The organism is Achromobacter sp. NPDC008082 (assembly GCF_042957345.1).
Classification (GTDB): Bacteria; Pseudomonadota; Gammaproteobacteria; order Burkholderiales; family Burkholderiaceae_B; genus Achromobacter; species Achromobacter kerstersii_A.
Window position 1 is genome coordinate 387,457 of sequence record NZ_JBIBIB010000002.1, and the last position, 13,860, is coordinate 401,316.

The window sequence follows — 13,860 nt, forward strand, 5'->3', positions numbered from 1 at the left end:
TTTCAGCGTGCCGTTACGGGCGCTTATACGCCACGCAATCGATCTCGACTTTAGCGTCCACCATCAAACTGGACTGCACGCAGGCGCGCGCGGGCGGGTTTTCGCCGAAGTATTCCTTGAAGACCTTGTTGAACGACGGGAAGTCGCGGGCGTCGTCCAGCCAGACGCCGCAACGCACCACGTGTTCCGGGCCGTAGCCGGCTTCCTTCAAGATCGCCAGCAGCTGCTGAATGGCTTTATGGCACTGGGCAACCGTGCCGCCTTCAATCACTTCACCGTTTTCCATCGGCACCTGGCCAGACACGTGCAGCCAGCCGTCGGCCGCAACCGCGCGCGCAAACGGCATGTGCGATCCGCCCTGGCCGGTGCCGCCGGCCACGCCGTAGCGGGTGATGCCATTGTTGTCGGGGGTGGGGGCATTGCTCATGGATAGGCTCCTTAGGGTGTTTGGGGGGCGGGCGGCAGCGGGTTTGCTGCGGCAAAGCCCGCGCGCAGATCGCCGCTGCGCGGCAGCCAGCGGCCGGCGCGGTCGCCGGTGGGTTGCCCGTGGTGATAAGAGAGTGCGCCATTGACCCATACGGCTTCGATGCCCGCGGCCGTTTGCACGGGGGCCGGGAAGGTGGCGCGGTCGATGACGGTGTCGGGGTTGAACAGCACCAGGTCGGCGTGATAGCCCTCGCGCACCAGGCCGCGTTCCGCCAAGCCGAAGCGGGCGGCGGACAGGCCGGTCATCTTGTGCACCGCTTGAATCAGCGGGAACAAGCCCACATCACGGCTGTAATGGCCCAGCACGCGCGGGAATGCGCCCCACAGGCGCGGGTGCGGCATCGGATCGTTGGGCAGGCCATCGGAACCCACCATCGTCAGCGGGTGCGACAGCACGCGGCGCACATCGTCTTCGTGCATGTTGTGATACACGGCGCCGGCGGGCTGCAACCGCTTGGCCGCGTCCAGCAGGCTCACGCCCCATTCGGCGGCAATGTCGGCCAGCTTGCGGCGGGCCTGCTCCGGATGCGGCACGGACCAGGTGATGTCGATATCGAATTCGTCGGTAACCTGCTTCAAATCCAGCGTGGACGAGCTGGCGGAATAGGGATAGCAGTCGCAGCCCACATGTTGCAGGCGGCCGGCGCTTTCAAGCGTGAACAGCACTTCCTTCGTGCGGCCCCAGTTGCCCGCGCCCGCACATTTCAGGTGCGACACCACCACCGGCACGCGCGCATGCTGGGCAATGTCGAACGCTTCCTGCATGGCTTCCAGGATGGCGGCAAATTCCGAACGCAAGTGCGTGGTGTACAGCGCGCCGAATTCGTCCAGCGCTTCGGCCAGCAGCTTGACCTCGGCGGTGTCGGCCTCGAACGCGGACGCATAGGCCAGGCCGGTGCTGAGCCCGATTGCGCCATGCGCCAGGGCGTCTCGCAGCTGCTCGCGCATCGCCAGCACTTCGTCTTGCGTGGCGGCGCGGTCCAGGCGGTCCATGTGGTTGCTGCGCAGCGCGGTGTGGCCGACCAGCGCGGCCACGTTCACGGCGGGCTGCGCGGCTTCGATGGCGCGGGTGTAGTCGGCGAAGGTAGGGTAGTTGAAATCCTTGCGGCCGCCCAGCAGGTTCATCGGGTCGGGCGGGTCGGCGCGCAGCGTCACGGGGGACGCGCTGATACCGCAATTGCCCACCACCACCGTCGTCACGCCTTGCGACAGCTTGGGCAGCATGCCCGGCGTGCGGATCACGTTGGTGTCGTCATGCGTGTGCACGTCGATGAAGCCGGGGGCGAGCGCCAGGTCGGTGCCGTCGACTAGGTGGCGGGCCTTGGCCCCGGGCAGCTGGCCAATGGCGGCGATACGGCCATCGGCCAGCGCCACGCTGGCGCGGTACTCGGGGCCGCCCGTGCCGTCCAGGACTCGGACGTTGCCTATGAGGGTGTCATACATCTTGGGTTCCAGGTTCAATCGCCCAGCGGCAAACGGTTGGGGCCACCGCGGTGTTCGTCCAGCGCCAGCTTGATGCGGCGCAGGCGTTCGCGGTTTTCCTCTTGGTTCAGCATGGCCAGTTCGGTAGACAACAAGTCAATGGCCAGCATCATCGCGTAGCGCGATGCCGAGGGTTTGTAGATGAAGTCGGTTTCGTCGGTACGTATCGGCAACACCACGTCGGCCAGCTTGGCCAGTTCCGACGAGGCGTCGGTAATGGCGACAAGGCGCGCGCGATACTGTTTGACGATGCGCGCTGCGCCTACGATTTCCGGCGTAAGCCCCGAGGCCGACAACACCAGCACCGCGTCGCGTTCGTCCAGGGTGGCGGCCACCATGCGCAGCAGCACGGCGTCGCTGTAGACGGCGATGGGGTAGCCCAGCCGCACCAGGCGCGACTGCACTTCCTGCGCCAGCACGGCGGACGCGCCGCCCATGCCGAACACGTAAATCATGCGCGCGCCGTCGATCATGGCGCAGGCTTGCTCGAACAACGACTCCGTAAATGTGGGCAGATGCGCGCGCAGCGTGCTTTCGATGTCGGCGTAGATGCGGGCGTAGAAGGTGCTTTCCTCGGCGGGCGCGCTCGGGTCCAGAAAGCGGCTGCCCACGGTGCTGGCCTGCGCCAGCTTCATCTTCAGGTCGCGCGTGTCGTCGCAGCCCACCGTGCGCGCAAAGCGCGAGATCGTGGCGATGCTGACGCCCGCCTTGGTGGCCAACTGGTCAACGGTGGCGCTGGCGCCCCACATGATGTCGTCCAGAATGGCGTCGGCGACCTTGCGTTCGGTCACGCTCAATGCGTCCCGCCGACTGCGTATCTGGAAAACGATGTCGCGGATGATGTTCATGTGAAATTCCTGGGTCGAGTCGGGCAGGGCGGGCTGGCGTCAGGCCGCCAGCTCGGGGTCGCCGATGCGCGAACAGGCCACGTAGTGGCCCGGGCCGACGCTGACTGCTTGCGCTTCGATCGTGGCGCAGGCGTCAATGGCGTGCGGGCAGCGCGTGCGGAACACGCAACCGGACGGCGGATTGACCGGGCTGGGGATGTCGCCTTTCAGCAGAATACGCGAGCGCGGCGCGCGCGGGTCCGGCACCGGCGCGGCAGACAGCAGCGCGCGAGTATAGGGATGGCGGGGGCGCGCGTACACCTCGCTGGTGGGGCCGCGTTCCATCACGCGGCCCAGATACATCACGACGACGTCGTCGCACAGGTAGTCCACCACCGCCAGATCGTGCGCGACAAACAGCATCGTCAGCCCCAGATCCCGCTGCAAATCCTGCAACAGGTTCAGCACCTGCGCCTGCACGGACACGTCTAGCGCCGACACCGGTTCATCAGCCACGATGAAGTCGGGTTCCACCGCCAGCGCGCGGGCGATGCCGATGCGCTGGCGCTGGCCGCCCGAGAATTCGTGCGGGTAGCGGCGGCTATGGTCAGCATTCAGGCCCACGCGTTCCAGCAGTTCGCCGATGCGGGCCGAACGCCGGTGCTGCGCCAGCTTGTGCGTGTCCAGCGCTTCGCCCAGAATCTCGGCCACCGTCATGCGGGGGTTCAGGCTGGCATACGGGTCCTGGAACACGATCTGCATGCGGCGGCGCCACGGCAGCATTTGCTTTTCGTTCAGCTTGGTGATGTCTTGGCCATCGAACACGATGCGGCCGGCGGTGGGCGCGAACAGGCGCAACAGCGCGCGGCCCGTCGTCGTCTTGCCCGAACCGGATTCACCCACCAGGCCGACGATGGTGTTTCTGGGCACGTCGAAGCTGACGCCATCCACCGCCCGCACCACTGGCGCATGGCGCGCCTGCGAGGTCGGGAAATGCACTTTCAGGTCTTCGATGCGGACCAGCGGCGCTTCGGCGCGCACGGTCTCTTGGGGGCTCGTCATATCGGGTTCACCTTGATGCAGCGGGCGCGATGTTCGGGTTGCACCGTGACCAGTTCCGGCACGGCGGCGCGGCAGTCGTCGGCCGCCAGCTCGCAGCGCGGCGCGAAGGTACAGCCGGCCGGCAGCGACAGCACGCTGGGCACGTTGCCGGGAATGGCGCGCAGGCGTTCGCCCGAGGCCAGCAGCGCAGCGGTCGGCAGGCACGACAACAGGCCGCGGGTGTACGGGTGCGTGGGCTTTTCGAACAGGTCGTACACGCCCGCGTCTTCCACCACGCGGCCGGCGTACATGACGGCCACGCGATGCGCGATTTCGGCTACCACGCCCAGGTTGTGGGTGATGAACAGGATGCTCATGTTCATCTCTTTCTGCAGCCGGCGCAGCAGGTCCAGAATCTGCGCCTGCACGGTCACGTCCAGCGCGGTGGTCGGTTCGTCGGCGATCAGCACCGCCGGGTTGCAGGCCAGCGCCAGCGCGATCATCACGCGTTGGCGCATGCCGCCCGACATCTGGTGCGGGTATTCGTTGACGCGCCGGTCGGCGGCGGGAATCTCCACGCGCTCCAGCATTTCGCGGGCGCGCTTGAGCGCCGCCGCATACGACCCGCCTTCGTGCTGCAACACGGCTTCGGCGATCTGGTCGCCCACCGTGTACAGCGGGTTCAGGCTCGTCATGGGCTCCTGGAAAATCATGGCGATTTCCGCGCCACGAATTTTCTGCAAGGTGGCGGCGCTGGCGTGGGCCAGGTCATGCTGCACGCCCTGGCGGTCGCGAAACAGGATCTTGCCGGCTTCGATGCGGCCCGCCGGTTTGGGCAACAGGCCCATGATGGACAGGCTGGTTACGGATTTTCCGGAACCGGATTCACCGACGATAGCCAGCGTTTCGCCGCGAGCCAGGTCAAAGGTGACGCCGTCCACGGATTTGGCGATGCCGTCGCGGCTGTGGAACCAGGTCTTCAACCCTTCCACGGACAGCACGACGTCTCGGGTGCTTGCCGTCATGATTACAGCTCCTTGCGCAGGCGCGGGTCGAGCACGTCACGCAGCCCGTCGCCCACCAATTGCAGGGACAGCACGGACAGCACAATGGCGATGCCGGGGAAGATCATGATCCAGTCGGCCGAGCCCATGTACTGCTGGCCGGCGTTGATCATGGTGCCCCAGGTGGGAATGTCGGGCGAAACGCCCACGCCCAGGAACGACAGGCCGGCTTCGGCCAGAATCGCGTAGGCGAAGATGAACGTGCCTTGCACCAGGATGGGCGACACCAGGTTGCGCAGCACGTGCACGGTCACGATGCGCCACGTGGGCACGCCGAGCGCGCGGGCGGCTTCCACGAAAGGCAGCTCGCGGATCACCAGCGTTGAGGCGCGCACGATGCGGGCCAGGCGCGGCGTGTAGACGATGCCCAGCGCAATCACCACGTTGATCAGCGACGGGCCCAGCGCGGCCACCAGCGAGATCGCCAGCAGAATGTCGGGAAACGCCATCATGGCGTCGATCAGGCGCGACACGAACTTGTCGGCCGACCGGAAGAACCCGGCGATAAGACCCAGCGCAATGCCCAGGACGCTGGACACCACCACGACGGAAAAGCCCACCATCAGCGACAGGCGGCCGCCGTAGATGACGCGGCTGAACACGTCGCGGCCGAAGTCGTCGGTGCCGAACCAGTGCGCGGCGCCCGGCGCCTTCAGCCGGTTCATGATGGACAGCTTGAACGGGTCGTAGGGGCTGACCCACGGCGCCAGCAGCGCGGCGGCCACCAGCACGATGATGACGATCAGGCTCAGCAGCACGGTCTTGCGCGACACCAGCAGGCGCAGCACCTGCCAGCGGTCGGCGCCGCCTGAGGATTGGGGAGAAGTTGCGATAGCCATATCAGTAGCGCACCCGGGGATCGACCAGCAGATACAGCAGATCGATGATCAGATTGATCAGGACATAGATGGCCGCGATGATCAGCAGCGCGCCCTGGATGACGGGGTAGTCGCGGCGCAGCACCGCCGACACCACCAGACTGCCCACGCCGGGCAGGCCAAATACGGTTTCGGTCACGACGGCGCCGCTGATCAAGAGCGCGGTGGTCAAACCCAGCACGGTCAGGATCGGGATCAGCGCATTGCGCACGGCGTGCTTCAGGATGACCTTGCTTTCGGGCAGGCCCTTGGCGCGCGCGGTGCGCACGTAATCGTCACGAAGCACGTCCAGCATGCTGGCGCGGATGAAGCGGGTGATTAGCGCGGAGTTCACCAGCCCCAGCACCACGGCGGGCAGGATCAGGTGCGACAGGCGCGTGGCCAGCGACGCGTCGGGGCCGCCATAGCCCGACACCGGCAGCCAGCCCAGCTTCACCGAAAAAATCTGCATCAGCAGCAGGCCGAGCCAGAAGCTGGGCACGCTGGAAGTGAACATCGAGAACGACAGCACCGACTGGTCAAGCGTGGTGCCGCGTTTGACGGCGGACAGAATGCCCACCGGCAGCGCAATGGCGCTGGCGATAAGCAGCGACATCAGCGTCAGGAAAATCGTGGGTTCGGCGCGATCAGCCAGCGCCGAGAGCACGGGCTTGCTCATGAAAATGGACTGGCCCAGATCGCCTTGAACGAGCTTGCCCAGCCACGATACGTATTGCAGCGCCATGGGCTGGTCCAGCCCCAGCTGCGTGCGCAGCGCGGCGATGTCCTGCTGGCTGGCTTGCGGACCCAGCATCACGGCAGCCGGATCGCCGGGCGTGACGCGGATGATGACGAACACGATGGTCGCGACGATAAACATCACGGCCACCAGCCCGACCAGCCGGTTTAAGAGATAACGCAACACGATGATGTCCTAATAGAAGCGTCAATCAGTGCATGAGGGAGGGGGGCCTGACTGCACGCCCCTTCCCAGCGATGAGTGGCGCGCGGCAGGCGGTCTTGACATTGCGACCGCGCCGCCGCGCTTTACCCATCCTTACTTAGGGCTTTTCCAGGCGTTCCAGAAGAACGGCCACGGGGCAGGCTTGGTGCCTTGCAGCGAGGGCGAGCGCGCGGCCTGAGCGTTGAAATCGCCAACCTTCACGAACGGGATCTCGTCATACACGGCCTGCTGCACATCGGCCCAGCGCTTGATGCGTTCTTCCTGCGTGCGCGCCTGGTTGAAGGCGTCCATCACCTGCGCGCGGCGCGGCGTGTCCCACCAGCCCGGCGCGTCCTTGGACGGGAAGTCGATCAGCGCGGGTTCCGGCAGGAACACACTGTGCGTGATGAAGATGTCCCACACGGCGGGGTCTTGGCGGCGTTGCGTCAGCGTGGCCCAATCCACCACCTGCATGTCCACCGTGAAGCCGGCGGCCTTCAGGTATTCCGCGGCCACGAGCGCCATCTTGTAATGGAACTCGTACTGCTGGCTGGTCAGGATGCGGATCTTCTTGTCGGCGACGTTGGCGCTGTCCAACAGCTTCTTGGCGGCGGCCGAGTCAGCCTTGTTGTAGACCTTGCCGCCCAGCGACGTGGCCCACGGGTAGCCTTCCGGGTAGAGGTCGCCGTTCAGCTTGTAGAAGTCTTTGTTGCCGAAGGCGGCGAACAGCATGTCTTCTTCATTCAGCGCCAGCTGCACGGCCTGGCGTACGGCCAGGTTGGACATGATGCCTTGCTTGGTGTTGAGCACCAGGCGCGGCCAGCCGAAGGGTTTGAGCATCACCGGGTCGGAACGGCCGCCCTTGAGCTTCTCCAGCGCTTCCACGGGCAGCGAGTCGACGTAGTCGAACTGGCCGGCGGCGGCGGCTTCCGAGCGGGTGTTGGCGTTGCTGACCGGCACGAAACGGATTTCGTCCAGGTATTGCTTGCGCGCGCCGCCGTAGCCGTCGGGCTCGCCTTCGCGCTGCTTGTAGCCGTCGAAACGCACCAGCTGGATGTACTGGTCCGGCACGCGCGCCTTCAATTGGTAAGGCCCCGTGCCGACGATTTCGGTCAGCACCGGCGCGATCTTGCCCTTGGGCATGATGACGGCGGCGGCGTTGTTCATGGCCAGCAGCGCGGTCAGCGGCGCATAGGGTTGCTTCAGCGTGATGCGGATGGTGTTGGCGTCAGGCGCTTCGATGCTCTGGATGACCTTGGCGGCGCCCTTGCCGCGCGTGGCGGTTTCCGTCCAGCGCTTCAACGAGGCCAGCACGTCCGACGAATCCATCTTCGAACCGTCATGGAACGTGATGCCCTGGCGCAGCGGAATCGTGTAGATCAGGCCGTCGGGGGTAACGTCCGGCATCTTGTCGGCCAACAGCGGCGTCAGGTTCCACTTGGCGTCGAAGGTGTACAGCGTTTCGAAGAAGTGCTGCGTCAGGATGCCCACCAGATCAGCGGTGCTGGTCATGGGGTCAAGCGTCGGCGGCTCACCGATGGTGGCGACGGAAATCGTGCCCCCCTTGACCGGCGTGGCACTCAGGGCGGGGGACGACATTGCGGTCAAGCCAATTGCGCCGGCCGCGAGCAGGCTGGTCAGCCCGCCGCCTCGCCGGGAGGGTCGGAAGTTCATGATTCTCTCTCCAGAGGGGTCAAAAACAGGTTGTCGCGTGAATTCAGGTAAGCGCCGGTTCCCAAGTCATTCAGCCCCCTTGGGCCTGGCGCGATGCGTCAGGCAGGGGGCGTTCAGAAGAAGGTTTCGGCCACGTCCGTGACGCGGTACTGCTCGTCCACCAGCAAGACCTGGCGCCACTTGTCGAAGGTCAGGCAGGGGTGGGAGATATCGAAGGCGATCATGTCGCCCACTTGAATGTCGTCGCCGTCGGCGATCTGCATGAAGGCGTGCTGGTCCATCATGGCGGTCAGCTTCCAGGCGCGGTTCGCTTCCACCGGGGCGCTTTGGCTGGACCCGGCGAGGCCTGACCCGGCGCTGCCCGGCCTGACGTGGCCCGGCCTGCCGCGGCCCGGACGAAAGTGCAGGGCGGGCGTGGGCAGGCCGGCGTCAAACGCGGCGTCGCGCTTGCCCATCGCGATGATGGCGCGGCCGGGTTCGGGCAGCGACTGCACGTAGGCCCAGACCTGCAAGGCCGGCAGCAGGCCCGGCTCCATTTTTTGCGCCACGGGGTTGTGCGCGTTGATGCGTTCGGCGGCCGAGCGGTACACGCCCACATCGTGCGACAGATAGCAGCCCGGACGCAGCACCACTTCCAGCGGCGCGCCGATATCCAGCTGCGAGAATTCTTCGGCCACGACGTCGAACCAGGCCGACCCGGCGCCCGAGATCACGGCGGGGCCGTTCTTGCGCAGGCGGCCGGCGGTGGCCAGGCCGCGCAGCGCGTCGGTGGCGCGGCGCAGGAATGCGCGGATGGCGCCTTCTTCCTGCAACACGCCTTCGTAGACTTCAATGCCGGCCAGCGCCAGACCGGGCCAGCGGCCGATTTCTTCCACCACGGCTTGCAGTTGGGCGTCGTCGCGCACGCCGGTGCGTCCGCCGGTGGGGCCCAGTTCGATCAGCACCGGCAGGGTCAGGCCTTGCTCACCGAAGAACTCGCCCAGCTGGGCGGCGTTGGCGGGGGAGTCGACGATGCAGAAGTATGTGAAGGCGGGGTCTTGCAGCAGGCGGGCGATGATGGCCATGTTGGCGCGGCCCACCAGCTGGTTGGCCATCAGCACGCGGCGGATGCCGTGTTGATAGGCCGCCAGCACTTGGGGCGCCGTCGCCAGCGTGATGCCCCAGGCGCCGTTGTCGATCTGGCGCTTGAACAGCGCCGGACTCATCGTGGTCTTGCCGTGGGGCGCCAGTTTGACGTGGTACGCCTCCATGAACTGCTGCATCCATTGCAGGTTGTGGCGCACGCGGGCTTCATAAAGCACGGCGACGGGCAGGCTGACGTCTTCGTCCAGCAGGTTCCAGTTCAGGGCCGCCACGTCGGCGGTCGTACAGGACTCGGGGAACGCGCCCAGGCCTTTGCCATTCACGTCCAACAAGGCTGCGGGGGAAGAGGAATTCGTCATGGTGGGCGCCTGCTTTGGAAAATATTTACGTCAAAGTTTGTTTTTTTAATTATCGTGAAAGAAATTTACAAGCGGGAGCTAGGAGTTACCCCTAGTGCAGAGGGCAGCCCGTTTGATTCCGCATCGCTTCGCATCGCTTGGCATACGGCGGCCTACTGGGCCTCCCATCGCTTTCCCCATGGCAGTCCGGTTGGCGCGACAATAGCGGCACGTTCGAAATTCATCGCGCCAAACAAGGAAATGCCATGCTGAAAGTCGCTTTGGGCCAGTTCGCCGTGAGCCGCGTCTGGGAAGAAAACGCGCAAGTCTGCGTCGACCTGATGACGCGCGCCCGCGAGGGCGGGGCGGATCTGCTTGTACTGCCCGAAGGCATCCTGGCCCGCGATATCACCGACCCGCAAATCGTGCTGAAGGCCGCACAGCCGCTGGATGGCCCGTTCATGACCCGCCTGCTGCAAGCCAGCCGCGGGTCGTCGATGTCGACGATGATGTGCGTCCATATCCCCACCGGGGACGGCCGCGTCTGGAACACGCTGGTCACGCTGCGCGACGGCGAAATCGTGTCGCAGTACCGCAAGCTGCATCTGTACGACGCCTTCAACATGAAGGAATCCACCAACGTTACGCCCGGCGCTGAAATTCCGCCCCTGCTGGAAATCGCCGGCCTGCGCGTGGGGCTGATGACCTGCTACGACGTGCGCTTCCCGGAACTGGCGCGCCGCCTGGCGCTGGACGGCGCCGACCTGCTGGTGCTGCCGGCCGCGTGGGTGCGCGGGCCGTTGAAGGAAATGCACTGGGAGGTATTGGTCACGGCGCGCGCGCTGGAAAACACCTGCTATGTGGCCGCCACGGGCGAATGCGGCGAACGCAATATCGGTTGCAGCATGGTGGTCGACCCCTTGGGCGTCGTGACGGCCCGCGCGGGCGAGGCGCCAGCGCTGGTGTTCGCCGATATCGACCCCGAGCGTCTGGCGCACGCCCGCAAGGTGCTGCCGGTGCTGGCCAACCGCCGTTTCGCGCCGCCGGAATTGGCCTAGGCCATGGGCGGGCGGCTCAAGCCTGCCAGCATGGCCGTCATGGTGTAATGCTGACTTGAACTTCACGCTGTCCTCCCTCATCTGCTGCCAATGAGCAACGATCTCTTCGCGGCCGATCCTGCGCATCGGCCCTATGTGCCTCTGGCCGAACGCCTGCGTCCGCGCACCTTGTCTGACGTCGTCGGGCAGTCGCACCTGCTGGGGCCGGATAAGCCCCTGCGCGTCGCCTTCGAATCCGGCCGTCCGCATTCCATGATTTTCTGGGGGCCGCCCGGCGTGGGCAAAACCACGCTGGCGCGCCTGATGGCTGACGGCTTCGACGCCCAGTTCATCGCCATCTCGGCCGTGCTGGGCGGGGTGAAAGACATCCGCGAAGCGGTCACGGTGGCGCAGGTGGCGCAAGGCCAGGGCCGCCGCACCATTCTGTTCGTGGACGAGGTGCACCGCTTCAATAAGGCCCAGCAGGACGCTTTCCTGCCCTATGTGGAAAGCGGGCTGTTCACGTTCATTGGCGCCACCACCGAAAACCCGTCGTTCGAGGTCAACTCGGCCTTGCTGTCGCGGGCGCGGGTGTACGTGCTGCAATCGCTGTCCCCTGAAGAATTGCAACAGCTCGTCGATCGCGCGGTGACGGCGCTAAACGACGGGGTGGAAGACGGCGAAGCCATCCGCATCGAGGACGATGCGCGCGAACAGCTGGCCGCCTGGGCCGACGGCGACGCGCGCCGCCTGATCAGCGCGGTGGAAGTCGTGGCGGAATCGGCGCAGTCGGCCGGGCGCGACACGGTCGACGCCGCCTGGCTGGAAATTTCGCTGTCGCAGAACCTGCGCCGCTTCGACAAGGGCGGCGACGCCTTCTACGACCAGATCAGTGCGCTGCACAAATCGGTACGCGGCTCCAACCCGGACGCGGCGCTTTACTGGTTCTGCCGCATGATCGACGGCGGCGCCGACCCCAAGTACCTGTCGCGCCGGCTGGTGCGCATGGCGGTGGAAGACATCGGCCTGGCCGACCCGCGCGCCACCGATCTGGCCGTCAATGGCGCCGACATCTATGAACGGCTGGGCTCGCCCGAGGGCGAGCTGGCGCTGGCGCAAGCCGTGGTCTATATGGCCTGCGCGGCCAAGTCGAACGCGGTCTACAACGCCTATAACCAGGCGCGCCAGTTCGCGGCCGAACACGGCAGCGCGCCGGTGCCCATTCACCTGCGCAACGCGCCCACCAAATTGATGAAGCAATTGGGCCACGGCAAGGCCTATCGCTACGCGCACGACGAGCCGCACGGCTACGCCGCCGGCGAGCAATATTTCCCTGATGGACTCAAGCCTTCCTTCTATCGGCCGACCGATCGCGGCCTGGAGGCTAAAATCCAGCAAAAGTTGGCATTCCTGCGCGAGCTGGACGCACAGGAACGCGCCAAGAACCGGTAACGGGCTACGCCCGTTGCTTCACGCAACTCTCAACCGACCTCACCGATGCTAGACCCGATACTGCTGCGCAAAGACCTGCAAACCGTCGTAGACCGCCTCAAGAGCCGTGGCGTGTCCTTCGACACGGAACGGTTCAACGACCTGGAATCTCGCCGCAAGGCCGTCCAGACCGAGACCGAGTCCCTGCAAGCCCGCCGCAACGCGCTGGCCAAGCAGATCGGTCAGTTGAAGGCCAAGGGCGAAGACGCCAGCGCCGTCATGGCGGAATCCCAAGCCGTGCCGGTGCGCCTGAAGCAGCTGGAGGAAGAGCTGGCCGCCTTGCAGGCGCCGCTTAACGACCTGCTGATGTCGGTGCCGAACCTGCCGCACGCCAGCGTGCCACTGGGCGAATCCGCCGACGACAACGTCGAAGTGCGCCGCTGGCTGCCGGGTGAAGCGGGCGCAGACGGCAACCCGCCGCCGCTCGCGTTCGACGCCCGTGACCACGTCGCCATCGGCGAACCGCTGGGTCTGGACTTCGACATGGCGGCCAAGTTGTCGGGCGCGCGCTTCTCGTTCATGCGCGGCCCCATCGCCCGCCTGCACCGCGCGCTGTCCCAGTTCATGCTGGACTTGCAAACCGGCACGCACGGCTACACCGAGTGCTACACGCCTTACATCGTCAACGCGTCCACCCTGTACGGCACGGGGCAGCTGCCCAAGTTCAAGGACGACATGTTCGCCGTGTCCAAGGGCGGCGGCGACGACGATCCCAAGGTGGATGCCGCTGGCAACCCTTACGTGCGTGAAGATCAATACCTGATCTCCACGTCGGAAATCACCTTGACCAGCGTGGCGCGCGACACCATCCTGGCCGCCGCCGACCTGCCGCTGAAACTCACCGCGCATACGCCGTGCTTCCGTTCTGAAGCGGGCAGCGGCGGCCGCGACACGCGCGGCATGATCCGCCAGCATCAGTTCGACAAGGTCGAAATGGTGCAGATCACGCAGCCCGAGCAGTCGTATGAAGCGCTGGAAGACATGGTCGGCCATGCCGAACGCGTACTGCAATTGCTGGGCCTGCCGTATCGCGTGGTGCTGCTGTGCACGGGCGACATGGGCTTTGGTTCGGCCAAGACCTATGACCTGGAAGTGTGGCTGCCGGCGCAAAACACGTGGCGCGAGATTTCGTCGGTGTCCAACTGCGAAACCTTCCAGGCCCGCCGCATGCAGGCGCGCTTCCGCAACGCCCAGGGCAAGCCGGAATACGTGCACACGCTCAACGGGTCTGGCCTGGCGGTTGGCCGTGCGCTGGTGGCTGTGCTGGAAAACCACCAGCAAGCCGATGGCAGCGTGCTCATCCCCGAAGCCTTGCAGCCTTACATGGGCGGCTTGACGGTGCTGAAGCCGTAAAGAAAAGCGATAGGTATATCGCGTCTATCGGCCATTTGGCGGATAAGAAAACGGAGCCTGCGGGCTCCGTTTTTTTTTATCATGTCGACATATTCTTGTCGTTTTTGCTATTTAAGATCTCGGGGTGAGTGCTTGATTTTGATGTGAGCAATTGTGTATTTCTAATAAAAGGGCCGGATAGTTG

At 65.4% G+C, this 13,860-nt stretch carries 12 protein-coding genes; 3 read left to right on the plus strand and 9 right to left on the minus strand.

Translation table 11 applies throughout. The annotated features are described in order from the left end of the window. Window positions 1-13: 13 nt before the first annotated feature. The 9 genes from ACFZAI_RS08830 to ACFZAI_RS08870 form a co-directional block, all read right to left on the minus strand. The gene (locus tag ACFZAI_RS08830) at window positions 14-427 is read right to left on the minus strand and encodes a RidA family protein (RefSeq protein WP_342066089.1); all 414 of its coding nucleotides are present in this window, start codon (window positions 425-427) and stop codon (window positions 14-16) included. 11 nt (window positions 428-438) lie between these two features. Next, a complete protein-coding gene (locus ACFZAI_RS08835) occupies window positions 439-1,929 on the minus strand; it encodes an amidohydrolase family protein (protein ID WP_391566567.1) in 1,491 nt (496 codons plus the stop codon). 14 nt (window positions 1,930-1,943) lie between these two features. Beyond that, entirely contained in the window at window positions 1,944-2,816 is an 873-nt protein-coding gene (locus ACFZAI_RS08840; protein ID WP_054424373.1) for a MurR/RpiR family transcriptional regulator, read from the minus strand. A 39-nt stretch (window positions 2,817-2,855) separates the two neighbouring features. After that, the gene (locus tag ACFZAI_RS08845; protein ID WP_391566568.1) at window positions 2,856-3,857 is read right to left on the minus strand and encodes an ABC transporter ATP-binding protein; all 1,002 of its coding nucleotides are present in this window, start codon (window positions 3,855-3,857) and stop codon (window positions 2,856-2,858) included. Next, window positions 3,854-4,861: an ABC transporter ATP-binding protein gene (locus ACFZAI_RS08850; protein ID WP_391566569.1), complete on the minus strand. Its 1,008-nt coding sequence runs from the start codon at window positions 4,859-4,861 to the stop codon at window positions 3,854-3,856. The genes ACFZAI_RS08845 and ACFZAI_RS08850 overlap by 4 nt, the downstream gene beginning before the upstream one ends. Window positions 4,862-4,863: 2 nt before the next feature. Beyond that, a complete protein-coding gene (locus tag ACFZAI_RS08855) occupies window positions 4,864-5,739 on the minus strand; it encodes an ABC transporter permease (RefSeq protein ID WP_391566570.1) in 876 nt (291 codons plus the stop codon). 1 nt (window position 5,740) lies between these two features. Further along, window positions 5,741-6,682: an ABC transporter permease gene (locus ACFZAI_RS08860; protein WP_391566571.1), complete on the minus strand. Its 942-nt coding sequence runs from the start codon at window positions 6,680-6,682 to the stop codon at window positions 5,741-5,743. 132 nt (window positions 6,683-6,814) lie between these two features. Further along, complete coding sequence (locus tag ACFZAI_RS08865; RefSeq protein WP_391566572.1) at window positions 6,815-8,374, minus strand: ABC transporter substrate-binding protein; 1,560 nt, start codon at window positions 8,372-8,374, stop codon at window positions 6,815-6,817. Window positions 8,375-8,487: 113 nt separating this feature from the next. Continuing rightward, window positions 8,488-9,816, minus strand: coding sequence for an amino acid deaminase (locus tag ACFZAI_RS08870; protein ID WP_391566573.1), 1,329 nt, complete (start codon window positions 9,814-9,816; stop codon window positions 8,488-8,490). A gap of 245 nt (window positions 9,817-10,061) precedes the next feature. Between ACFZAI_RS08870 and ACFZAI_RS08875 the strand changes: the two genes are divergently transcribed. The 3 genes from ACFZAI_RS08875 to serS all read left to right on the plus strand — a co-directional run bounded on the left by ACFZAI_RS08875 (window position 10,062) and on the right by serS (window position 13,676). Beyond that, window positions 10,062-10,853, plus strand: coding sequence for a deaminated glutathione amidase (locus ACFZAI_RS08875; protein ID WP_391566574.1), 792 nt, complete (start codon window positions 10,062-10,064; stop codon window positions 10,851-10,853). Window positions 10,854-10,943: 90 nt separating this feature from the next. Then, window positions 10,944-12,284, plus strand: a complete 1,341-nt coding sequence (locus ACFZAI_RS08880; protein WP_391566575.1) for a replication-associated recombination protein A — start codon at window positions 10,944-10,946, stop codon at window positions 12,282-12,284. Window positions 12,285-12,329: 45 nt separating this feature from the next. Continuing rightward, a complete protein-coding gene (serS, locus tag ACFZAI_RS08885; RefSeq protein ID WP_391566576.1) occupies window positions 12,330-13,676 on the plus strand; it encodes a serine--tRNA ligase in 1,347 nt (448 codons plus the stop codon). The last annotated feature ends 184 nt before the right edge of the window (window positions 13,677-13,860 follow it).